Source organism: Microbacterium shaanxiense (assembly GCF_054779995.1).
Map to the genome: position 1 here is coordinate 741,254 of NZ_BAAGXE010000002.1, position 23,275 is coordinate 764,528.

The 23,275-nt window shown below is 66.9% G+C and carries 19 protein-coding genes and 2 pseudogenes; 15 read left to right on the top strand and 6 right to left on the bottom strand.

Features of this window, described 5'->3' with window-relative positions:
• The first annotated feature begins 12 nt into the window (after positions 1-12).
• The 4 genes and pseudogenes from ACYVG2_RS08460 to ACYVG2_RS08475 form a co-directional block, all read left to right on the top strand.
• On the top strand, positions 13-855 hold the full coding sequence (locus tag ACYVG2_RS08460) for an SDR family NAD(P)-dependent oxidoreductase (RefSeq protein ID WP_460780556.1): 843 nt from the start codon (positions 13-15) through the stop codon (positions 853-855).
• Entirely contained in the window at positions 852-2,168 is a 1,317-nt protein-coding gene (locus tag ACYVG2_RS08465) for a phenylacetate--CoA ligase family protein (RefSeq protein ID WP_460780557.1), read from the top strand. The genes ACYVG2_RS08460 and ACYVG2_RS08465 overlap by 4 nt, the downstream gene beginning before the upstream one ends.
• Positions 2,169-2,222: 54 nt before the next feature.
• Positions 2,223-4,655 carry a phosphoketolase family protein gene (locus ACYVG2_RS08470; RefSeq protein ID WP_460780558.1) on the top strand — a complete coding sequence of 811 codons (2,433 nt, stop codon included), beginning with the start codon at positions 2,223-2,225 and terminating at the stop codon, positions 4,653-4,655.
• A gap of 257 nt (positions 4,656-4,912) precedes the next feature.
• Positions 4,913-5,078, top strand: a pseudogene (locus ACYVG2_RS08475) (NAD(P)-dependent oxidoreductase); the annotation flags it as partial.
• A gap of 74 nt (positions 5,079-5,152) precedes the next feature.
• Here the strand turns inward: ACYVG2_RS08475 and ACYVG2_RS08480 are convergent.
• On the bottom strand, positions 5,153-5,695 hold the full coding sequence (locus ACYVG2_RS08480; RefSeq protein ID WP_460780559.1) for a zinc-binding dehydrogenase: 543 nt from the start codon (positions 5,693-5,695) through the stop codon (positions 5,153-5,155).
• 139 nt (positions 5,696-5,834) lie between these two features.
• On the opposite strand from ACYVG2_RS08480, the gene ACYVG2_RS08485 reads away from it, so the two are divergent.
• The 7 genes from ACYVG2_RS08485 to ACYVG2_RS08515 all read left to right on the top strand — a co-directional run bounded on the left by ACYVG2_RS08485 (position 5,835) and on the right by ACYVG2_RS08515 (position 16,558).
• Positions 5,835-8,516, top strand: a complete 2,682-nt coding sequence (locus ACYVG2_RS08485; RefSeq protein WP_460780560.1) for a LamG-like jellyroll fold domain-containing protein — start codon at positions 5,835-5,837, stop codon at positions 8,514-8,516.
• Positions 8,517-8,659: 143 nt separating this feature from the next.
• Positions 8,660-9,679 carry a LacI family DNA-binding transcriptional regulator gene (locus tag ACYVG2_RS08490; protein ID WP_460780561.1) on the top strand — a complete coding sequence of 340 codons (1,020 nt, stop codon included), beginning with the start codon at positions 8,660-8,662 and terminating at the stop codon, positions 9,677-9,679.
• Between the two features lie 54 nt (positions 9,680-9,733).
• Complete coding sequence (locus ACYVG2_RS08495; RefSeq protein WP_460780562.1) at positions 9,734-10,999, top strand: sugar ABC transporter substrate-binding protein; 1,266 nt, start codon at positions 9,734-9,736, stop codon at positions 10,997-10,999.
• Between the two features lie 78 nt (positions 11,000-11,077).
• Positions 11,078-12,052: a carbohydrate ABC transporter permease gene (locus tag ACYVG2_RS08500; protein ID WP_460780563.1), complete on the top strand. Its 975-nt coding sequence runs from the start codon at positions 11,078-11,080 to the stop codon at positions 12,050-12,052.
• Entirely contained in the window at positions 12,049-12,867 is an 819-nt protein-coding gene (locus ACYVG2_RS08505; protein WP_460780564.1) for a carbohydrate ABC transporter permease, read from the top strand. The genes ACYVG2_RS08500 and ACYVG2_RS08505 overlap by 4 nt, the downstream gene beginning before the upstream one ends.
• Before the next feature lie 5 nt (positions 12,868-12,872).
• Positions 12,873-14,846, top strand: a complete 1,974-nt coding sequence (locus tag ACYVG2_RS08510) for a glycoside hydrolase family 127 protein (protein WP_460780565.1) — start codon at positions 12,873-12,875, stop codon at positions 14,844-14,846.
• Positions 14,843-16,558, top strand: a complete 1,716-nt coding sequence (locus ACYVG2_RS08515; protein ID WP_460780566.1) for an amylo-alpha-1,6-glucosidase — start codon at positions 14,843-14,845, stop codon at positions 16,556-16,558. Before ACYVG2_RS08510 ends, ACYVG2_RS08515 begins: the two co-directional genes overlap by 4 nt.
• Before the next feature lie 81 nt (positions 16,559-16,639).
• Here ACYVG2_RS08515 and ACYVG2_RS08520 read toward each other — a convergent pair.
• From ACYVG2_RS08520 to ACYVG2_RS08530, 3 genes and pseudogenes are all read right to left on the bottom strand, one after another.
• Positions 16,640-17,122: pseudogene (locus ACYVG2_RS08520) on the bottom strand (alpha-amylase family glycosyl hydrolase); the annotation flags it as partial.
• Positions 17,119-18,078, bottom strand: a complete 960-nt coding sequence (locus tag ACYVG2_RS08525) for a TIGR03885 family FMN-dependent LLM class oxidoreductase (protein WP_460780567.1) — start codon at positions 18,076-18,078, stop codon at positions 17,119-17,121. The gene ACYVG2_RS08525 and the pseudogene ACYVG2_RS08520, both read right to left, overlap by 4 nt.
• Before the next feature lie 30 nt (positions 18,079-18,108).
• A complete protein-coding gene (locus ACYVG2_RS08530; RefSeq protein WP_460780568.1) occupies positions 18,109-19,284 on the bottom strand; it encodes an alcohol dehydrogenase catalytic domain-containing protein in 1,176 nt (391 codons plus the stop codon).
• Positions 19,285-19,486: 202 nt separating this feature from the next.
• Between ACYVG2_RS08530 and ACYVG2_RS08535 the strand changes: the two genes are divergently transcribed.
• Positions 19,487-19,789, top strand: a complete 303-nt coding sequence (locus ACYVG2_RS08535) for a DUF2188 domain-containing protein (RefSeq protein WP_206477024.1) — start codon at positions 19,487-19,489, stop codon at positions 19,787-19,789.
• 18 nt (positions 19,790-19,807) lie between these two features.
• On the opposite strand, the gene ACYVG2_RS08540 is transcribed toward ACYVG2_RS08535, so the two are convergent.
• Positions 19,808-20,119, bottom strand: a complete 312-nt coding sequence (locus ACYVG2_RS08540) for a DUF7882 family protein (RefSeq protein WP_448966471.1) — start codon at positions 20,117-20,119, stop codon at positions 19,808-19,810.
• Positions 20,120-20,314: 195 nt separating this feature from the next.
• Between ACYVG2_RS08540 and ACYVG2_RS08545 the strand changes: the two genes are divergently transcribed.
• From ACYVG2_RS08545 to ACYVG2_RS08555, 3 genes are read left to right on the top strand one after another with little or no spacing between them, the layout of a single operon-like run.
• On the top strand, positions 20,315-20,593 hold the full coding sequence (locus ACYVG2_RS08545) for a hypothetical protein (protein WP_460780569.1): 279 nt from the start codon (positions 20,315-20,317) through the stop codon (positions 20,591-20,593).
• Positions 20,586-21,731: a baeRF2 domain-containing protein gene (locus tag ACYVG2_RS08550; protein ID WP_460780570.1), complete on the top strand. Its 1,146-nt coding sequence runs from the start codon at positions 20,586-20,588 to the stop codon at positions 21,729-21,731. Before ACYVG2_RS08545 ends, ACYVG2_RS08550 begins: the two co-directional genes overlap by 8 nt.
• The gene (locus tag ACYVG2_RS08555; protein ID WP_460780571.1) at positions 21,721-22,524 is read left to right on the top strand and encodes an SDR family oxidoreductase; all 804 of its coding nucleotides are present in this window, start codon (positions 21,721-21,723) and stop codon (positions 22,522-22,524) included. Before ACYVG2_RS08550 ends, ACYVG2_RS08555 begins: the two co-directional genes overlap by 11 nt.
• Here ACYVG2_RS08555 and ACYVG2_RS08560 read toward each other — a convergent pair.
• Positions 22,501-23,178, bottom strand: a complete 678-nt coding sequence (locus ACYVG2_RS08560) for a ThuA domain-containing protein (RefSeq protein WP_460780572.1) — start codon at positions 23,176-23,178, stop codon at positions 22,501-22,503. The two genes, ACYVG2_RS08555 and ACYVG2_RS08560, sit on opposite strands and share 24 nt — an antisense overlap.
• Positions 23,179-23,275: the final 97 nt, after the last annotated feature.

The following is a 23,275-nucleotide window of genomic DNA, read 5'->3' on the forward strand; positions in this document are numbered from 1 at the left end:
AGAGGTAGAGACATGAGCGAAGAGACCTGGCCGGTTCCCGTCGGCGACGCGTTGGCCACGGCTGCGGCGCCGTGGCTCGAGGACAAGGTGGCGTTGGTCGCCGGCGGCGGCCTCAGCGGGCCCGAGGGCGGAGTCGGCTTCGCCTTCGCGTGGCTGTGCGCGCGCAGCGGTGCGCGGGTCGCCGTTCTCGACCGCGATCCTGGCGCAGGGCAGCGCACGGTCGCCGCGCTCCGCGAGATCGGCGCAACGGCGGAGTTCTTCGACGTCGACGTCACCGACGACGCGTCGGTGAAGACGGCAGTGGATGCCGCCGCCGCGCATTTCGGTCGCATCGACGTCGTCGCGGACTCGATCGGGGGAGGGGGAACCCAGCCGATGTTCGACGCCACTCCGGACGAGTTCGAGCGGGGGATGATGCTCAACTTCACCGCGGTGTGGTTCGTGATCCGGCACGCGCAGAGGCACATGGAACGCGGGGGAGCGATCGTGACCATCTCGTCCGGTGCTGCAGAAGGACGTGGTCCTGGCATGCCGTACTCGTTCGCGAAGACGGCTCTCGAGAAGATGTCGATCGGTGCGGCGGCGAGTCTGGCTCCCCGCGGGATACGCGTGAACTGCGTCCGCGTCGGCATGATCTGGGGCGCCTTCGCCGCCCGCGGCCTCACGGAGGAGCAGCGACGACTGCGCGCCGACAACGTCGCGCTCAAGACCGAGGGCAACAACTGGGACATCGCATCCGCCGCCTTCTTCCTCGTGACGGAGCAGGCTCGCTGGATCACCGGTCAGGTGGTCTCGGTGGACGGCGGAGGATTCGCGATGAAGAACATGGGCCAGGCCGGGAGCGCGAAGAAGTGACCGCGCTCGCGCAGACCAGGACCTGGGAGTCGACGCAGCGCGAGCAGCTCAAAGGGTTCGGTACCCTGCTCGAACGGCTGAGCCGCCATGAATCATGGGCTGCGCGGATCGGCGAGGTCGCTGACCCCGCGCACGTCGACGACCTGCGCGGTCTCCCTTTCACGACGAAGGAGGACCTCCGTGCGGCTCAGGCCGAGCGCTCGTCCGAACATCCGCTGGGTGCGTTCCAGCTGGTCGACACACGCGAGCTCTCGCAGGTGACGAGCTCGTCGGGCACCACCGGCGCCCCGACCTATTTCGGCCTGACGCGTTCCGACGTGCGGCGCTGGAGCGCACGCATCGGAGATGCGTATCGCACCGCCGGTGTCGCGCAAGGATCCGTCGCCGCGCTGACGACGGGAATGGCCATCGTGGCCGGCGGGCTGCCGTACGCCGACGGGATCCGTGACGCGGGCGGCACGCTCGCGTGGATCGGCGGCCAGACCACCGGGCGCATGGCGCTGGGAATGCAGCGCCTCGGTGTCGACGTGCTCGTGGCGACCGCATCGTTCGCGGCGCATTTCGCTGAACGGTGCGAGCAGGAACTCGGGATACCCGCCAGGGACCTCTCGGTGCGCACCGTCATCGCCGGTGGGGAACCCGGCGCGGGCGTTCCGCACATCCGCCGTGCGATCCTCGACGCATGGGGCGCGACTCGCGTCAGCGAGTTCATGGGTCTGGGAGACATCCTCCCCGCGATGTGGGCGGAGTGCGAAGTCGGACAGGGGATGCACTTCACCGCCGCCCCTGACGTCTTCGTCGAGCTCATCGACCCCGGCACTCTCGAGCATGTGCCGTGGGAGCCGGGTGCCACCGGGGAAGCGATCTACACGACTCTCCTTCGCGAGGCGTCGCCGGTGCTCCGATTCCGATCCCGAGACCAGCTGCAGATCACCTCGGTGGAGTGCGCCTGCGGGCGCCAGACGCCCACGATGCGCTGCGTGGGGCGTACCGACGACATGCTCATCTACAAAGCGATGAATGTGTTTCCCTCGGCCATTCGCGAGGTCGTGCTGGAAGCAGCATCCGGCGTGCTCTCGGGCACCATGCGGATCCGCAAGGACTTCGAGGCTCAGGTGCGCTTCGACGCCGACATTCCGCTCGAGGTCGAGCTGCGTGACGATTCCGATCCCGCGGCGGCGGATGCAGCACTGCGCGCGGCATCCGCACTGGTGCGGGAGCGGTTGCGCGTCCGCGTGGCGATCGAGCCCCTGCCCTTCGGTGTGATTCCGGTCAGCGACTACAAGAACGCGCTGGTGTACACGCCGCAGTAGAGCTGACCGACCAGCCCCTTGACACCCGGATCGACCGCGCGTATCGAGGAGCATATGACTGCGACCCCTGAGTCCCTCGACCGGATCGACCGCTGGTGGCGGGCCGCGAACTATCTGAGCGTCGGGCAGATCTACCTGCAGGATGACGCGACTCTCTCCCGGCCGTTGGAAGTCGACGACATCAAGCCCCGACTGCTCGGTCACTTCGGTACCGTGCCGGGGCTCAACCTCGTCTACGCGCATCTGAATCGCGTGATCGTCGAGCGCGACGAACCGGTGCTCTTCATCGCCGGGCCCGGTCACGGCGGTCCGGCGATGAACGCCAACGCCTGGCTCGACGGCACGTACTCCGAGCTGTATGCGGACGTGACGAGGGATGCGGCAGGCATGCGCACGCTGTTCCAGCAGTTCTCGTACCCAGGCGGCGTGCCGAGCCACACGGCGCCCGAGACTCCTGGTTCCATCCAGGAGGGCGGCGAACTGGGCTACTCGCTCGCGCATGCGTTCGGTGCGGCGCTGGACGATCCAGACCTCACGGTCGTGTGCGTGGTCGGCGACGGCGAAGCGGAGACCGGACCGCTGGCCGCGGCGTGGCACGGCAGCAGGTTCCTCGACCCGCGCCGAGACGGCATGGTGCTGCCGATCCTGCACCTGAACGGCTGGAAGATCGCGAACCCGACGCTGCTCGCACGAATCCCGGAGTCGGAGCTTGCGGCGCTCATGACCGGATACGGCTACGAGCCGATCTTCGTCACGATCTCGGCCTCGGAACCAGCGGCCGACGTGCACGCACGCTTCGCCGAGGCCCTGGACCGGGCTTTCGACGGCATCGAACGCGTGCGCGTTGCCGCCGCTGACGGCGAGCGACGGCCATGGCCGATGATCGTGCTCCGCTCACCGAAGGGATGGACCGGGCCCGAAGAGGTCGACGGCAAGCCTGTCGAAGGCACCTGGCGCTCTCACCAGGTGCCGCTCAGCGACGTGCGCGAAGACGAAGAACACCGGCGGATGCTGGAGGACTGGCTGCGCTCGTATCGACTTGCAGAGCTGTTCGACGAGGCCGGATCGCCGCAGGAGGCGACGGCGGGCTGGGGGCCGAAGGGCTCGCGGCGAATGAGCGCGCTCCCGCAGTCGAATGGCGGATCGATCCGTCGAGCACTGGACCTGCCAGGCATCGACACCCACTCCGTCGATGTCCGCTCCCCAGGTGGAACGCATGCCGGAGCGACCGAAGCGCTCGGACGCTGGTTCGCCGAAGTCATCGCTCGAAACCCCGAGACGTTCCGCATCTTCAGTCCGGACGAACTCGAATCCAACCGGCTGGCACCCGCCGTCTTCGAGGCCACCGACAAGCAGTGGAACACCGGCGTCGAACCAGTGGACGAGCACCTCGCGCCGCACGGACGCGTGATGGAGGTGCTCAGTGAACACCTGTGCCAGGGATGGCTCGAGGGGTACACGCTCACCGGTCGGCACGGCGTCTTCACCTCGTACGAGGCGTTCATCCACATCGTCGATTCGATGTTCAATCAGCACGCGAAATGGCTGGAGGCGTCTGCGGGCGTCGCGTGGCGCAAGCCGTTGCCCGCATTCACCTACCTGCTGTCGAGCCACGTGTGGCAGCAGGACCACAACGGCTTCACCCATCAGGACCCAGGGTTCATCGACCATGTGCTGAACAAGAGCGCCGACATCGTGCGCGTGTATCTGCCGTTCGACGCGAACACGCTCCTGGTCACCATGGCCGACTGCCTCGATGCCACGGATCGCATCAATGTCGTCATCGCGGGCAAGAAGCCCGCACCCCAGTGGCTGAATCTCGACGACGCTCGCGAGCACGTGCTTCGGGGGATCGGGGACCTGGGATGGGCCGGCACCGCGCGGCCGGACGAGACTCCTGACGTCGTGCTCGCTGCCGCGGGCGATGTGCCGACGCAGGAGGCAGTCGCCGCCGCAGAGCTGCTGCGCGACAGCATCCCTGACCTGAAGGTCCGCGTCGTGAATGTCGTCGATCTCGCCAAACTGCAATCGCCTGAACAGCATCCGGCCGGCCTCGACGATGCCGCATTCGACGCCCTCTTCACTACCGATCGCCCCATCGTCTTCGCGTACCACGGATACGCCTCGCTGATCCATCGCCTCACGTACAAGCGCAACGGGCACGACAACCTCCATGTGCACGGCTACAAGGAGCGTGGCACCACCACCACTGCATTCGACATGGTGATGCTCAACGACATCGACCGCTATCGACTCGCCATCGATGCCATCGATCGCGTACCGGGACTCGCCGTGAGTGCCGCGGATGCCCGTGCCGGGTTCGTGACGGCGCGCGAGGATGCGCGTCGCCACACCCGCGAGCACGGGGTCGACATCCCGGTGGTCGCGGACTGGACGTTCGCGGCGGGTTCACCGACGACGACTGCGACGACTGGGGCACAAGGCCCGCGACGTCGTACGTCAGTCGTCGGTCTGCCGCCCGGATGACGATCCGGCTGGCTCCGGACCATCCGCCTCCGAAACGCGTCCGGAGTGTCCCGAGAAGGCTGATCCTCGTCTCCGGCATTCGGCAACGTGAGAAATAGCCGCTCTGCTCACCGCGATTCGACGAGGCTGAGGAACTCCGCCGTCAGCGTCGAGGCCTTCTCGGAGTGCGCGAAGGCGGCGCTCACGGTCCAGATGGCAGATCGCTGCTCGAGCTCAGAACACGAAGATCTGCGGCTATGTCCTTGCGTGACTGCACGCGACCCGAGTCCAACTACTCCCTCTCGAAGCACCTCGAAGAGCAGCTGGCGAACCAGCTCGTGCGCTGGAATCCTGAAGTCTCGATTCAGACGCTGCGATTCTCGAACGTGATGGAGCCTGCGGAAATGGAATCTCTGGGGCTACATCGATGCCAGAGACGGAGCACCGAGCCGGAGCAGTCCTGGCGCGACGGGGCAGCCGAGCCCTAGTAGCGGCCGTTGAGTGCGGGCGGCTGCGGGTCAACGTGCCGGCGTCGGTCGTGGATTCGAGTGCGTCCTTGACCTGATCGAGAGAGAACGTACCGGTGACCATGCCGTCCAGGTCGACCTGCCCTGACGCCACGAGCGCGATCGCGGGGGGGGGGGGGGGGGGCATGTGTTCGCGTAGCGGAACACGCCGGTCAGCACGAGTTCCTTGTTCTGAATCTGAGTGATCGGCAACGCCAGCTCCGGCAGACCCATTCCGACGAGCACGGCGCGACCGCCGGGGCGCAGCGCGTCGATTCCGCTGCGCACCGCAGCCGCGGCACCTGACGCGTCGACGAATGAATCGGCGCCGGCGGTGCGGATCGCATCGGCATCTGTGACCGGATCGAGAGCTGCGTCGCACAGAGCAAAGTGCGGCGTGTCCACGAGTCGCAGACGAGGTCTACTGGCAACTGCATAACAGCGGTGGATGGCTCGCGGATCGTTGCCGGGGCTCTTGTGCCGCCCGTGGAGAGATGGTTTAATGCTGTCGAACCGGTTCGACAAACGTGTCGCATCGGAGACAGTTGGGTTCACAGGAACGGCTTGATCAATGGAGACGAAGCAGATGAGTTTAGATATACCCTGGCGACCGATGCGTCACGCCGAAGTCCATGACGCTGAGCGCCGATCTAGCGGACGGTTGAGGGCTCGCGGTCGACGAGTGGTCGCGACCTTGGCGACGACTGCAGTCGTCGCGGCCGGCGGCATCCTGTCCATGCCGGGAGCAGCGGACGCAGCGCCCACCCCGGAGAGTACTCTTGTCGTCGAAGCTGATCAGCCGTTCCGTTCCGTCACGCATATGGCGAGCGGTTCGCTCTACGGGTTGGCCAGCGCGAACGTTCCGGCGCTGGAGAAGATCCTCCCGATCAAGCCGCACACTTTCATGCAGAAGCCGGAGGGTGGCACCCAGCAACCGACCGGTGACGCTCTCTCGGTGGCAGACACGGCGAAGGCGGCCGGCGCAGGAGTGGTCATCAGGCTGGTGGACTATCTCCCCGGTTGGCCCTACCGATACGACGAGGCGGCCTGGTTGCCGGCCGTCGAGAAGATGGTCAACGACACGAAGGCAGCGGGCAAGACGAACATCGTCGCCTACGCGATCTGGAACGAGCCCGACATCACATGGCGGCCCGCCAACGGCTCGTTCTTCGACATGTGGACAGACACCTACCGTCTCGTGCGCAGCCTGGACCCCGAGATGCCCATCCAGGGCCCGAGCTACTCCGACAACATCACAGACATGCGCGCCTTCTTCGAACACGCGAAAGCGACAGACACCCTCCCGGATGTGCTCGAATGGCACGCGCTGATTCGATCCTCCAAGATCAAGGGCGATGTGGAGAAGGTCCGCGCGATCCTCGCCGACCTCGACATCCCCGAGCCGCCCATCGACATCGCGGAGTACGCGGCGCCGGCCGAGGTCGGGCTCTCAGGCCCGCTGGTGGGCTACATCGCAAAGCTGGAGCGCTACGGCATCACCCGTGCGGAGCTTCCCTTCTGGAATCAGTCGGGCGCACTCGGAGATCTCCTCACCGGGCGCGACGGCGAGCCCAACGGGGCGTACTGGCTGTACACCTGGTACGCGCAGATGAGCGGCCAGATGGTCACCACGACCCCGCCTTCGAACGAGAGCCCGCTGGATGGTGCAGCGTCCGTCTCCGATGAGGGCGACGAGGTGAGGGTCATCACGGGAGGGAACACCGGGGCGACGTCCGTCAAGATCAACGGACTCGACAACCTTTCGTTCGGCTCGAAGGTGAATGTGCAACTCGACTTCACACCCTCGTATGGACGCACGGTGAAGACGGATGGACCGATCAACATCTCCAACACCACCTACGAGATCGAGGCGGACGGCTCGATCACGGTTCCAGTGGTGATGAACCCGACGTACGGGTACCAGGTGTTGGTGACCCCGGCTGTCGAACCGACAGATCTGGCAGGCACATATTCGCTGAAGAACGTCAACTCTGCACTTCAGCTGGCCACGCTCGACGGCGCGACAGAGGACGGGACCCCCGTCGTCCAGGCGGATCCCGCGAATGCGCCGGATCAGGTGTGGGAGGCCGTGCCCGCGGGGCAGGGTCTCTACAAGATCGTCCACACTCCGAGCGCACGAGTGCTCACGATCCCTGGGGCGGCGGCGTCGAACGGGGTACAGGCAGTGATCGCGGATGACAACGGCGCAGACGAACAGCTCTGGCAGCTCATCCCGGACGGCAAGGGGAATGTGCGCCTCGCGAACTATGCGAGCGGAAAGACGCTGGGCGTTCTGGGCCTGGATAAGACCGACGGGGCAGGCGTCATCCAGTGGACCGACGGTGCTCCGACGTCGAACTGCCAGGCGGACGGCGATCGTCAAGAGGGCAAGTTCGGATCGGCGCTCGACTTCTGCCGGACCTCGTCCTACGCGTCACTCCCGAACGGAATCGCCAGCAGCCTCGACGGGGACTGGTCGATTTCGACCTGGATCAAGCCAGCCGCGCTCACGAACTATTCGCGCGTGTTCGACTTCGGTACAGGCCAGACCGTCAATATGTTCCTCACCCTCAATGCCGGGGGAGCCGGACCGCGGTTCTCGATCACGAACAGTGGTGCGGGTGGCGAGCAGCAGCTGACCTACGGCGGGCAGAACTTCCCGTTGAACGAGTGGTCGAACGTGGTCGTGACGGTGTCCGGCAACCAGGGCAGGATGTACCTGAACGGAACCGTCGTGGCGACCAACGACAACATGACGCTGAAGCCGGCCGCCCTCGGCGACACGAATCGGAACTACCTCGGCAAGTCGCAGTACAACGACCCCGCCTACGATGGCGCGATCGACGACTTCGCCATCTACAACCGGGCACTCTCGGCCAGCGACGTCGAGGCCTTGGCCGGCGGCCAGCCGGCAGAGGGCAATGTTGCGCACTACGCCTTCGACGAGGCCGGCGGAGCGACTCTCGTCGACTCCTCGGGCAACGCACAAGACGGCACGGTCGTGATCGGCGATGGCGGGTCCGCGTCCACCACCGCGACGGACGAGGAAACGGCCGACCGCTTCTGGACCCTGGAGCCGCGAGAAGTGACTGAGCCGTCGGCGGTCTCGGTTGAGGTCACGCCGCACACCCGCCAGGGCAAGGCGTACCTCTCGGTCGCGGTGACCAACACCGCGGAAGTGACCGTGAAGGTGGTCGTGTCGACCGAGTACGGGAACAAGAAGTTCCAGAAGGTCGCGCCAGGTGAGACAGCGACCATGTCGGTGAAGACGAAGCAAGCCGTGACTCCAGCGGGGGAGGTGAGCGTTGCAGTGACCGGCGACGGGATCGACGAGACCAAGCAGGTGCCGTACGACGCGTACACCCTTGGCGGCTAGGTGATCTGCACCCCGGGGGCGGGTCCGCATGGAACCGTCCCCGGGGTGCCGACACGGTCGATATTGACCTGTCGAGATTCATATGTAAAGCTAGCGGAACCGAGTCATTCGAACCGGTTCGACAAAAGACGCAGTGAGGCATCATGGTTACTATCGGTGACGTCGCCCGGATGGCGGGAGTCTCTCGCAGCACTGCATCCTATGCACTCTCGGGAAAGCGCTCGATCTCGCCCGTTGTTCGTGAGCGGGTCGCAGACGCCGTGCGCGAACTTGGCTACACGCCCAACGCAGGCGCTCGCGCATTGGCTACGTCTCAGACACGGGTGATCGCCCTGCTGGCCAGATTCCTTCCGGACGAGTTCGCGCCCGCGATGCTGCAGTACATCCAGGGCGTTTCCGACCGTGCGCGCGAGCTCGGTTACGACACGCTTCTCGTCTCGGCGGAGGACGGCGTTGCTGCCCTCGAGCGACTCTCCGCCTCGCGGATGGTGGACGGCTTCGTCCTGCTCAACGTCGCCGAGCACGATGACCGGCTCTCGTCGCTGCGCGCAGCGACTCAACCCGGAGCACTGGTCGGACTACCGGCCGACTCGGCAGGCGTAGACGTCTTCGACCTTGACTTCGCTGCGACCGGGCGAGTGATGGTCGATCACCTGTACGACCTCGGCCATCGCGAACTGATCCTCGTGTCCCAGCCCGAACATGTCGTGCAGCGCGGCGGTGCGTACGTGTGGCGGCTTGCGGATGCTGCGCGCGAGCGGGCCGCAGAGATCGAGGTCCGCCTGCACACGTACTTCGGCTCCTCGGGCCAGCCTGAGATCGGCAGGGAACTGGTCGGATTCCTCGACGCCCATCCGTCAGCGACCGGTCTCCTGCTCAATAACGAGGCCGCTGCCGCGGCGCTGCCGCTCGTCATGCAATCTCGAGGGCTTCGCTCTCCCGACGACCTCTCGGTGATCGGGCGCTATTCCGACGACTTCGCTCGGACATTCTCCCTTCCCTTCTCAGCGGTTGACAGCGCGGCTCGCGAACTCGGCCGTCGTGCTGTCGAGCATCTCGTGCACCGAATCGAAGACGATCCTGATGCGGAGCGCATCGTCGAACTCATCCCCCCGGTCATCCAGGAACGCGGCTCGACCGGAGCCCCACGCACCCGCGACTAATCGCACCACACAGCGGCCGGCGATTGCTCGGCCAACAAGTTCAAGGAGGAACAGATGATCATCAAGAACCTGCGCGCGCCGCTCGCGGTGCTCACGGCTGTCGTCGCAGTCGGCGCTCTCGCCGGATGCTCCGGCGGCACGACCACCGGCGGCGGAGGTTCCGACTCCGCGGCCTCGGGAACCTACACCTGGTGGGATCCTTACCCTCAGCACGAAGAAGGATCTGACTGGGACAGCCGCGTGCAGGCCTGCGGTACCGAGGCCGGCGTCGAGATCCAGCGCACCGCATACGACACCACCGCGCTGACCAACCAGGCGCTACTCGCAGCTCAGGAGAACAACTCGCCCGACATCATCCTGCTCGATAACCCCGCCGTCTCCACTCTCGCGTCGACCGGCATGGTCTCGACCGTCGAGGAGCTCGGGCTCGATGTCTCGGGCATTGACGAGAACCTCCTCGCTGCGGGCGAGCTCGATGGCGAGACGTACGGGATCCCCGTCGGTGCGAACACTCTGGCGCTGTACTACAACGCAGACATCCTCGCGGCTTCCGGCGTCGATCCTGCCACGATCACCGATTGGGACAGCCTTGACGCCGCGTTCGCGAAGATCGCGGCAACAGGCAAGCGCGCAATCACGCTGTCGGCTCTCAACACCGAGGAAGGGTCATTCCAATTCCTGCCTTGGTTCTGGGGCTCGGGCGCTGAGCTCAGCGAGCTGAACTCGGCCGAAGCGGTCGAGGCGCTCGAGTTGTGGAAGGGCTGGCTCGACGCGGGCTACGCGCCGAACTCGGTCATCACCAACTCACAGAACACCGTGTGGGAGGAATTCCTCACCGGCGAGTTCGCTTTCGCCGAGAACGGCACCTGGCAGGTCAACAGCGCCGCCGAAGCGAGCTTCTCCACTGGCGTGATCACCCTGCCTGCGAAGGACGGGGGAGCCGCCCCCGCTCCGACCGGTGGCGAGTTCATCATCGCCCCCGTGCAGAGCGACACCGCCCGGTACGACGTGACCCGCGAGATCATCGAGTGCATGACGACCGCCGAGGGCTTCGTCGAGACGGCGAACACCTTCGCGTACTACATCCCGCCGACTGCCGACGGCCAGGAAGCCCTCGTCGAGGAGCACCCTGAGCTCGAGACCTGGGTTTCCGCAGTGCAGGCAGCGAAGGGTCGCACGAGCGACAACCTGGGCACCGATTACCCGGTGATCTCGGAACAGCTGTGGACCGCGGTCCAGAGTGCGCTCTCTGGCGCGACGACCCCGCAGGCCGCACTCGATGCAGCGCAGGAGGCTGCTGCCGCCGAGATCGGAAAGTAAGCCCGCCCCGCCCGTCTGGGGCGGAAGTCTCGGCTTCTGCCCCAGACGCCTGATCCGGCCCGACCGAACTGAGAATTCATGAGTACCTCTTCCCTCACCAGCCGCCCGGCGCCGCGCACCGACACCGTTGCGGCGTTGGTTGTCGATCCGCGCAAGCGGCGCCCGTCGCGTCTGTTCGGTTCGCGGTGGGTCGCACTGGCCTTCGCGGCACCGCTGATCGCGTATCTGCTCGTGTTCTACGCGTTCCCGCTGATCCGCAGCATCGACCTCAGCGTGCACGATTACTCGGTTCGCGCGTTCGTTCAGGGCAACGCGGAGTTCGTCGGTTTCGAGAATTACGCGGAGGTGCTCTCTTCGCCGCTGTTCGCCACCGCGCTATGGAATACCGCCGTCTTCGTCTTCTTCTCGCTCGTCTTCCAATACGCGATCGGGCTGGCGCTGGCGGTATTCTTCCGGAGCAACTTCCCGCTGTCGGGAGTGCTGCGTGCTCTCTTCCTGGTGCCGTGGCTACTTCCGCTGATCGTCTCGGCCTCGACATGGTCGTGGATGCTCAACAGCGACAGCGGGATCGTCAACTCGGTGATAACCGCGTTCGGCGGTGAACAGATCAACTGGCTCACCTCGCCCGATACCGCGCTGATCTCGGTGGTCATCGCGAACATCTGGCTCGGCATCCCGTTCAACCTCGTCATCCTCTACGCCGGGTTGCAGAACATCCCCGGTGACGTCTACGAGGCGGCCTCGCTCGATGGCGCCGGTGCGTGGCAGCAGTTCTGGAGCATCACGTTCCCTCTCCTGCGTCCGGTCTCGGCGATCACGCTGCTCCTGGGCCTCGTCTATACGCTGAAGGTGGTCGATATCATCTGGGTGATGACCGGCGGCGGACCGGCGAACTCCTCCACGACTCTCGCCATCTGGTCGTACCGCGAAGCGTTCGGCACAGGTCAGCCCGACCTCTCACCGGCGGCTGCGGTCGGCAACTTGCTGATCATCCTCGCCCTCATCTTCGGCTTTCTCTACTTGCGCGTCCAGCGCCGTGAGGTGAACTCATGACTCTTCGTCGTTCGTGGTGGAAGGTGACCCTCGGGGTCACCTTCACCGCCCTGATGCTCTTCCCCGTCTACTGGATGCTGAACGTCTCCCTCACCCGCACGCAAGACCTGCGAGCGAACCCGCCGCACATCTTCCCCACGAATCCCACGCTCGAGGGCTTCGAAGCGGTCATGCAGCAGCAATTGCCGAACCTCGGTACGAGCCTGCTGATCGGAATCGGTTGCGTCGTGCTCACGGTCGTCATCGCCGCGCCTGCGGCCTACGCGATTGCACTTCTCAACCTCCGTGGAGGGCGCTCGCTCAACTTCATCCTGCTCGTCGCGCAGATGATCCCCGGCGTCGTCATGGCGATGGGCTTCTATGCGATCTACGTGCGCGCCGGTCTCCTCAACAACGTGTGGGGCCTCATCCTCGCCGACTCCACTATCGCTGTGCCGTTCGCGGTGCTGCTGTTCACAGCGTTCATGAGCGGACTTCCCCGCGAACTGCTGCAGGCCGCACGCGTCGACGGCGCGGGTGCATGGCGCTCGTTCGTGTCGATCGTGCTGCCGATGAGCCGCAACTCCGTGATCACTGTGTCGCTGTTCGCATTCCTCTGGGCGTGGTCCGACTTCATCTTCGCGTCAACGCTGGCCCGCAACAGCGAACTGCGCCCAGTGACCCTCGGCATCTATGCCTACATCGGAAACAACACCACGCAGTGGAACGCGATCATGGCGACCGCCGTGGTCGCCTCAATCCCTGCGGCCATCCTCCTCGTGCTGGCGCAGCGCTACGTGGCAGCCGGTGTGACCGCCGGCGCAGTGAAGGACTGAATCCCATGACCTTGTCTCTGCATCAGAGGGATGCTGCGGCTTTCGACCCGTTTGCCGCCCGATCTGGCGTTCCGGTCGTCCCCGTCCGTTCCGCTGCGCGCGGCCTCGGCGTCACCGCCGTGACTCTCGACGCGGAAGGATTCTGGGGCAGCCGTCAAGCGGTCAACGGCGCGGCGACCATCGCGCACTGCCTCGAGTGGATGGAGCGCCTCGGCTGGATCGAGAACTTCGACCGCATAGCCCGGGGCGAGGTCACACTCGACCGCGCAGGGTGGCAGTTCTCCGACTCCGAGATCTACAAGCTGCTCGAGGCCATGTCGTGGGAGCTCGGCCGGGGAGGCGACGACGAGCTGGAAGCGTCCTTCGCCGCTCTCGTTGCGCGCGTCGCAGCGGCGCAGGACGACGACGGCTACCTCGGCACGGCCTTCGGCCACCCGGGCCTGCCACCGCGGTACTCCGACCTGTCGGAGGGGCATGAGCTCTACAACATCGGACATCTGCTGCAGGCGGCCGTCGCCCGACTGCGCACCCACGGGCCCGACGAACTGACCGAGGTCGCGCGACGCGCGGCCGATCACGTCTGCCGCGTCTTCGGCGCGGAGGGCAACCCCGGAATCTGCGGGCACCCCGAGATCGAGGTGGCTCTTGCGGAGTTCGGACGCGCGCTCGACGAACCGCGCTACCTCGAGCAGTCCCGGCTGTTCGTCGATCGCCGAGGGTGGGGGAGTCTTCCGGCACGCCCGCTGCTGTCGGCGGAGTACTTCCAGGACGACGTGCCTGTGCGCGCGGCGACAGCGCTGCGCGGCCATGCCGTGCGTGCGCTCTACCTTTCTTCGGGAGCTGTCGACGTCGCGGTCGATACCGACGACGTCGACCTGTTCGCAGCTCTCGAACGGCAGTGGGCCCGCACGGTCGAGCGCCGAACCTACGTCACCGGTGGCATGGGTTCGCGCCACCAGGACGAGGGCTTCGGTGACGACTGGGAGCTGCCCGCAGACCGCGCTTACTGCGAGACGTGCGCTGGCGTCGCCTCGGTCATGCTCGCGTGGCGGCTTTATCTCGCGACCTGCGACGTGCAATACGTCGACCTGATCGAGCGGACGCTCTTCAACGTCGTGGCGACGTCACCCTCGGCCGACGGTCGCGCATTCTTCTACGCCAACCCGCTGCACCAGCGGGAGCTGCCCAGCGAGGTGGAGGAAGGCGTGAATCATCGAGCCGAGGGCGGTATCCGCGCCCCGTGGTTCGACGTCTCATGCTGTCCGACGAACGTCGCGCGCACTTTGGCTTCGCTCTCCGCCTACGTCGCCGCGATAGAGGGCGACGCCCTCGTCCTGTTGCAGTACGCCTCGGGTGAGGTGCGCGCGGCGGGGTTCACGGTGCGCGTCGAGACCCGTTACCCCGACGACGGGCTGATCCGCATCACCGTGGTCGCCGCGCCCGAAGGCGATCGCACGATCCGCCTGCGGGTCCCGGCGTGGGCCGAGGGTGCGACGATCGGCGAACCGGGCTCCGTTCCGCTCGCCGCAGACCCGGGCTGGGTCGACGTCCGCCGTGACTTCACGCCGGGTGACGTCATCGAACTCGTCCTCCCGCTCTCACCCCGCTTCACCTTCCCCGACGTGCGCATCGATGCGCTGCGCGGCACGGTCGCTGTCGAGCGCGGGCCGCTCGTGCTGTGCGTCGAGTCGGGAGATCTGCCCGGCGACGTCATCCTCGAGAATGTGCGTCTGGATGCTGCACACCTGCCCGCGAGCGACGGCGACGGCGCGCGCGTGCGGGCCGTCGCCGTCGACCCGGGCCCCGCAGCATCCGGCCGCCCGCCCTACGGACCCTCGGCCACTGCGGACCCAGAACGGACGATCGACCTGCCGCTGATCCCGTACCACCGATGGGCAGAACGCACCCCCTCGACCATGAGGATCTTCATTCCGACGGCGGACGCAGCAAAGCCTTCGACCGGAGCCATCCAGCAGTGAACCCGCCGCTCGACTTCTCTGATCCTCTCCCGCGTTTCGACATCCGCGACATCCCGTTCAGCAGGCGCGGCTCATGGCTGAACCTGTCGCCCGTCGTGGAGCTGCACCGTACCGCGCGCGACGTTCATCTGGTGTCGCACGTCACCGGTATGCACGCGGTGCTGGCACTCCGCCCGCTCGCCGACGATGACGGCGCCGCCCTCGACGTGCGCGCGACGCCCGCCGTGCTCGAGTGGATGCGCGGTGACGATGTCGTCGTCTCGGCGGCATTCGCGACGCCCACCGTACTGCGCGTGCGCGGAGGAGACGTGGGGATGGTGCTGTCCGATGTGTCGGAGGAGCTGACGCCGTTCACGGGTTCGTACCTCTTCCGTGACCCGGTCGACGGTTCGGCCGTCTTCACGAGTTACGAATCAGGTCGTCGCTACCGCGTCACGTCGCTTGCGGGCACGATGGACCTCGACGGTGACCAATCGCTGGGCGCGGGAACTCGTCGCATCGTCGTCGGCGGCGGCAACTGGGAGATCGCGGTCGAAGAGATCGAGACCGCCCGCCAGCCCTTCAGCGCCGAAGAGAGCTTCGACGACGTTGTCGTGCGCTCGGCCGCCGATTTCGCCGAGTATCTAGACGCTGTCGCGCCGTGGCGCACGGACGAAACTCCCGCCGCCGCGCTCGCGGTTTATGTGCTGTGGTCCGCGACGGTCGACCCGGCGGGCTTCGTGACCCGCGAAAGCATCCTGATGTCCAAGCACTGGATGGACAAGATCTGGAGCTGGGACCACTGCTTCAACGCGATCGCGCTCGTTCCCGGCCGAACGACGGAGGGCCTCGATCAGTTCCTCGCGCCCTTCGACCACCAGGACCCTGCGGGCGCGCTGCCCGACTCGATCACCCACTCCGAAGTGCTCTACAACTTCGTGAAGCCACCGATCCACGGTTGGGCGTTCCGGCGGATGCGCGAGGCCGGTGCGCTCTTCGACGCCGTTGACGTCGCAACCGTCTACGAGCGTCTCGTCGCGTGGACCGAGTTCTGGCTCGACCGGCGCACGGCGCCCGGGCATCGGTTGCCGCACTATCAGCACGGCAACGACAGCGGCTGGGACAACTCAACGATGTTCGACCACGATCGGCTCATCGAGGCGCCGGATCTCGCCGCCTTCCTGGTCGTGCAGCTCGACGTGCTGGCAGACCTCGCCGACGAGCTCGGGCGCGACGGTGCGCAGCGCTGGCGTTCTGTGCGCAACGGCATGCGGTCGGCGCTTCTTGCAGAACTTCTCGACGATGTCGGCTTCTTCGCCCGGAGCGTCAGGTCAGGGCGGGCCAGCAAGCGCACCAGCCTGTTGCCGGCGCTCGTCATCACCGCGGCGGAGCATCTGCCCGATGAGGTGCGCCATCTTCTCGTTGCGCACGTCGAGGCGCACCTCACCCCGTGGGGCCTTGCGACGCAACGACCCGACAGCTCCGAATACGAGGCCGACGGTTACTGGCGCGGCCCGATCTGGGCGCCCTCGACCGTGCTGGTCGAAGACGGACTCCGTCGCGCCGGCTTCGCCGACTTGGCCGACACCGTGAGCGCCCGCTTCCGCGCGCTCTGCGAAGCATCCGGCTTCGCCGAGAACTTCGACGCGCTCACCGGCAAGGGCCTCCGCGACCGCGCCTACACTTGGACTGCCAGTGCCTACCTGATGCTCGCGCGTGACCATCTGAAGTAACGCGATCAGCCATGTCCCCGGCTCTTCGGCTCGAAACGCTGGGGACACGGGTCACCGCATCGCATCAAGCTCCAGCGTGACGCCCGTGAACGTGTCGGCCGCCATCTGCAGGATGCGCTTGCCGGGGAACACCGTGTTCTTGGAACCTCGCGGGCGACTGTCCCTCCAGATGTAGTAGTCGCGGTACTTCGAGTCGCGTGAGCGGCGAGCGGATCGGAACCACGGATGCCGGTCGGAGGTGTGATTCACGACCAGGTCGACGATGACGCGGATGCCGCGATCGTGCGCGACGCGCAGCAGCTCGACGAGTTCGCCGAGATTGCCCAGCCGCGGATCGACACTGTAGAAATCCGTGATGTCGTACCCGTCGTCGAGGTCCCTGGTGGGCTGGAAGGGCATGAGCCACAGGCACGAGACGCCGAGCTCGGCGAGATAGTCGATCCGCTGGGTGAGCCCGACGATGTCGCCGACGCCGTCCCCGTCCGCGTCGAAGAACGTCTCGATGTCGAGGCAGTAGATGACCGCCGTCCGCCACCACAGGTCGCTTCTGTCGGCGGCGTTCACATCAGCCTCCGCAGTGCGGGCAGCAGCTGCTCCTCGCAGCGGCGGAGGAACGGACCCTGATCCACTCCGACGTGATGGATGTACACCGCGTCGAACCTCTCTGCTGCGGCTGCGATGCGCTCCGCCATCGCATCGGCGGATGCCTCCACGACCACGGCTTCCCTGAGCTTGTCGTCCGTCGGATCCGCCAGCGCTGCGAACTCCTCCGGCTGCGCGATGTCCCACACGCGCTCTGCTGGCGCACTCGAGTGCGCCCACTGCGCGCGCGCGACCTGAAGCGCTTCCTCGTCCGTGTCGGCGAGGCTGACATGGATCTGGAGCGCTGCGTCACCGGTTCCGCCCGCGTCGCGGAACGCGCTCAGAGTCGCGCCCGTCGCGTCGGGGTCGGATCCCACGGTGATGAGCCCGTCGGCCCACTCGGCCACCCACCCCGCCGTCCTCGCACTGACGGCGGCGCCGAACAGGGGCGGCGGCGATTCCGGACGACTCCACACCCGCGCCTCGTCCACGACGATCAGGCTGTCGAGCGTCACCTTCTCGCCGACGAGCAGCCGTCGCATGGCGTCGACGCACTCTCGCAGCCGCTGCTCTCTCTCGGCCTTCTCCGGCCATCCCGTTCCGGTGACGTGCTCATTGATCGCCTCTCCGCTGCCGAGCGCCGCCCAGAACCGTCCGGGGAACATCTGTTCGACCGTCGCGATCGCCTGGGCCAGGATCACCGGATGGTAGCGCTGACCAGGCGCGGTGACGACGCCGATGGGGAAGTGCGTGGAGGCGAGCGCTGCTCCGAGCCACGTCCATGCGAACCCGGATTCCCCCTGGGCAGGCGTCCACGGCGCCAGGTGGTCCGAGCACATCGCGGCGTCGAACCCCACCGATTCCGCGAAGCGCACGGCCGAGAGGAGATCTCTCGGCGGCAGCTGCTCGTGCGAGGCGTGGTAGCCGATCGTGGTCATCTTCTCGCCTTCATCATCACTTTCGGGCCGTCACGGATTCAGCACGACTTTGATGCAGCCGTCCTCTTTGCGCTGAAAGGTCCCGTAGAGCTCCGGGGCGTCGTCGAGCGGAGCGTGATGGGTCGCAAGGTCGAGAACGCCGAGCGGGTCGGCGGGATCCTCGACGAGCGGAAGGATGTCGTCCACCCAGTTCTTCACGTTGCACTGGCCCATGCGCAGGCTCAGCTGCTTGTCGAACATCGTCTTCATCGGCAGCACATCGGCATCGCCGGCGTAGACGCCGCTGAGCGAGACCGTGCCGCCCCTGCGCACGAGGTCGATCGATGCGTAGAGCGCCGCGAGCCGGTCGAGACCCGCCTTGTCGAGCATCGGCCTGGCGACGGCATCCGGCAGCAGCCCCACGGCCTGCTGCACGAGGCCGATCCCTGCCGAGCCATGGGCCTCCAGCCCGACGGCATCGACGACCGCGTCTGGTCCGCGGCCATCGGTCAGATCGCGGAGCTCGTCCACCACCGTGTCGGTGAGGTCGTACGTCAGCACGCCGTGCCGCTCGGCCATCTCACGACGCTCGGCGACAGGATCGATCGCCAGCACGCGGTGGCCGCGGTGGATGCCGATGCGGGAGACGAACTGCCCCACGGGGCCGAGCCCCATCACCGCCAGCGTGCCTCCCTCCGGCACATGCGCGTACTCGACGCCCTGCCACGCGGTGGGCAGGATGTCGCTGAGGTACAGATACCGGTCGTCGGGAAGATCCGCACCGACGCGGATGTGGTTGTAGTCGGCGAACGGGACGCGAAGGTACTCCGCCTGCCCGCCAGGGATCTGGCCGTACAACTTGGTGTACCCGAACAACGCGGCGCCGCTGCCGTACTCGCGCACCTGCGTGGTCTCGCACTGCGACTGGAGCCCGCTTCGACACATGAAGCAGTGACCGCATGCGATGTTGAACGGGATCACGACGCGGTCGCCGACAGCCAGCTCCGCCACCTCGGACCCGACCTCCACGACGGTGCCCATCGGCTCATGACCGAGGACGTCCCCGCGGTCGATGAACGGACCCAGCAGCTCGTACAGATGCAGGTCCGAGCCGCAGATGGCGGATGACGTCACCTTGATCACGGCATCCGTCGGCTGTTCGATCGCGGGGTCCTCCACGCGCTCGACCGTCACTTTGCGCTTTCCCTGCCAGGTGAGAGCCTTCATGTCTTCCTCCGTCCGGTCACGCTCCGTTCCGTCACGCGAGATTCGCAGATGGCCGGGCCGACGCCAAACGGGTTGACAAGCACGAGAAGTTGTCGGAGTCTTCCCGGTTCCGATGTCAAGGGGATCGATGAGCGGCGCGCACCGCCCTAACGTCGTGGTCGACCGGAATTCGAGTACAGCCGTCGTAACGGGAGGTGCGGATTTGTCTCATCTGGATGTCGTCACCAGAGACAAGCAGGGCCAGTGGGTGAACGAGGTGGAAGGGGCCAACGAGTGGTCCCGCAGCTTCAGCAGTCGGGAGGAGGCTGTCGTCGCAGGCGCGGAGTTCGCGAGGGAGCACGGTTCTCGGCACACCGTCGAGGAGTCGGATCCGAGCGGCGTGATCACCGACGGTGGCGCCCCGGATGACACCGTGGCCATCGTCGGGGAACGGCCTGAGCGCTCGGACGGGTTGCCGGATACGACCGACGAGGACGGTATGCCTCTGGACAACCCGTCTGGTTGACGGGCTTCTCCGACGGCCTCAGTCGGCGGGTTCGATCAGTTCATCGACGAGGAAGATCCCACCCGTCGAGCTCACGGAGTTCATGAGGTCCTCGATCCAGCGGCCGTTCAGCGCTGGCGGTTCAGGGTCATCGAACACGAAGCGCAGCGGTATCGAGGGATGCAGCCAGATGGTCGAACGTCCTCCGGGCTCGCCGTCCGGATGCTCCCACGACAGCGTGAAGCTCTCGTGCCGACGCAGCCGGGTGGCGATGACGACCTTCAGATGCGCGAGGGCTCGATCCTCGATGTGGATCGGGCTTCCGGAGCTGTCGTAGTAGAGAATGCCCATGACTGAACGGTAGACCCCCCGGGCCGCCGTGTCAGAGGCATCCCGGACCGTGGCGATCGAGACCCCGTCAATCTGGCGAACGGCCTGATGCTGCGTCGACCGTCACCGTATGATCCGCCGATGTCAACCCCGATGGCGAATCCGAAGGCGCGGGTGAGACTGCACGGACGAGAGACGAGCGAGGAGGAGACGACAATGTCCGATACTCAGCGAGGCAACACCAAGCACGGTCCGCAGCTCGACGAGCAGATGGAGCAGGAGACGCGCGGGATGGTGCAGGGGCACGGCAGCCCGCACGCGGAACCCTTCCGCGAGACCGAGCCACTGCCCGACGACACCGACGACGGGTCGACCGAGCGTGCCTTCCGCAACGACGAGAGCGGTGAGCACGCCACCGAGGCGGATGCGGATGCCGCCGACGCGCAGGCCGCGGACCCTCACCGCACCGCAGGCGAGGGGAGCGACGATGAGTGACCGCGGACTCGCCGACTTGCTCAGCCGACCCGGCCCTTGGACCAGCGCGTACGTCGATGGTCCGGGTGTGCTCCCCCAGATCGAGGAGGAGGCGCTTCGCCGTTCCGTGCGCGAACGACTGGAACAGGCAGGAGCGCCCGAGGAGGACGCGGCAGCGATAGAAGCGGCCCTCGCGACGCGCAACGGACTGCCGAGCCCGTCCACCCGCGTCGTCCTGGCGTCCGGCGGCCGCGTCGAACTCGAACAGGGATTCGTCGGCGCACGGGTCGGCCCTGAGCGTCTCGACCACGCACCGGTGCCGACACTGCTCCCGCTGCTGCGCCATCTCGGCGCGGCCATCCGCTATCTCGTCGTCGAGACGAGTCGTGACGGCGCTGACATCCATCTGGAGACCGCCGGCCGCGGGCACAGCGATGCGGATGCGGAGATCGAGGGGCAGACCGACGACATCACGAAGGTGCAGGCGGGAGGATGGTCGCACGCCGCGTACCAGCGATATGCCGAGAACACGTGGAAGAGCAACCAAGAGGAGGTCGCCGCTGAGGTCAGCGAACTCATCAGGAGGCACCATCCGCAGTTCGTCGCACTCTCCGGTGATGTGCGGGCCCGACAGCTGCTCACGGACGCACTGACCGACACCGAACGCGCACTCATCGTGGACGTCGACGCGCACACGCGTGCGGACGGCGCCGATTCCGCCGAACTCGACTCGGCGATCGCTCGGTCGCTCGAAGAGAGGGAGCGCTCCGCTGTCGACGAGGTGCGCGACCGGGCCGCTGCCGACAGCGGCAGCGGCGGAGCGACCGGACTGGAGGAGGTCATCGCGGCGCTGCAGCAGGCGCGCGTCGAGACGCTCCTGCTGGACGGGCGCATGCTCGACGACGAACGCACGCTGCTCGCACTCGACGCACCGCCGTGGGTCGCCGGCGACGAATCGGAGAGCCTCGGCGCCGACGTCGTCGCGCGGGTGCACGCGGCCGAGGCGCTGGCGCGTGCAGCGATCCTCACGGACGCGCGGGTGCTGGTGGAGGACGATGAGCCGACGGCAGAGGATGCGCCGCGCGAGAGCCGAGCCGTCCGGGACCCCGTGGCGGTGCTGCGCTGGGCGGACGACGCCGAGGCGAGCGATGCGAGCTGATCACGAACCGCCCAGGGCGATCGTGACCGGATCGGACTCCGGCATCGGCCGCGCGACGGCCGTCGCGCTCGCCGCGGCGGGCCACGACGTCGCCGTCACGTGGCACACGGACCGCGAAGGGGCGGAGCAGACGGCGGCGGAGGTGCGCGGTCACGGCGCGAGGGCGATCGTCGCTCAGCTCGACGTGACCGACATCCCGACCTGCGGTGACGCCATCGATGCGATGATCGGCGAACTCGGCGGTCTCGACGTCTTCGTCAACAACGCAGGCATCGGCACCCACACGCCGTTCCTCGACATCTCGCTCGACGAATGGAACCGCGTCTTCGACACCGATCTGACTGGTGCCTTCGTGTGCCTGCAGCGGGCCGCACGTGCGATGGTCACGGCGGGCCGCGGCGGGAGGCTGATCGCGGTGACGAGCGTTCACGCGCACCAGCCCATGGTCGGCTACAGCGCCTACGACGCCGCCAAGCACGGTCTGAGCGGGCTCATGAAGAACCTCGCGCTCGAGCTCGGCTCCCACGGCATCACTGCTGTGAATGTCGCACCGGGAGCCATCGCGACGTCCGCGTCCGGTGACAGCGGCGCCGATCCGAAGCAGATCGATCGACCGGGCATCCCGCTGGGACGCCCGGGCGACGCCCGCGAGGTCGCGGCGCTCATCGCGTTCCTGGCGTCGCCGGAGGCCGCATACATCTCCGGCACGACGCTGGTCATCGACGGCGGCATGCTTCAGATGGGGCCGCAAGCCGGAGCGGCCATCACATCACACGACTGGCGGACGGTCTGAACGTCCTCGGGCCGCCCACTCGCCGAGTCGGCGGATGAGCAGTCGATGGCCCGAGGATTCGTACGATCGCTCGTCGTGACCGAGCACGTCCACGGCGACGCGTGACACCCCGACCTCGCGCACCCACGCGGCAGGCTCCGCCGATCCGTCGCCGGAGTGGGTCGCCACGATCCGGCGGGTGCCGATGCCCTGCAGGCGGCAGTAGCGTTCATCGTCGAGCGTGAAGTCGGGAATCTCCGTGCCGTCAGGCATGGGCGCGCCGGTGACGTCCGTGCGCCCGAACGGCGGATGGTGTGAGAGGCCCGGCAGCCAGACGGCGCCGATCGCCGCGGCCCATTCGGGATAATCCCGCAGCGATGCGACAGCGCAATGCAGCGCCAGCACGCCGATGCCGCGGTCGAGTGCCGTCGCGAGACCGAGCAGTGAATCCTCCGGCGGCGCTGCGACCGGCTGCTCCGCGCGCCACGGGTCGCCGGCGTTCACGACGAGAAGATCGCTGGCGCCCAGCGAGCGCATGGCGCGATCGACGTCGTCGTCGATGCTCACATCGAAACCGGAATCGGACAGGATCTCGGCGATGAGCGGACTCGTACGCGTGAACGGATGCCACGGGTCGGCGTACCGTCCCGTCCCGCTCGCGATCAGTGCATGCACGGGTTCTCCTTCGACGCCTCACGTTCTGCCGTGTCCGACACTACCGGCGCGCGGCGCGACCGACTCGTACGGCGATGTCAACCCCCGGCCGTCATCG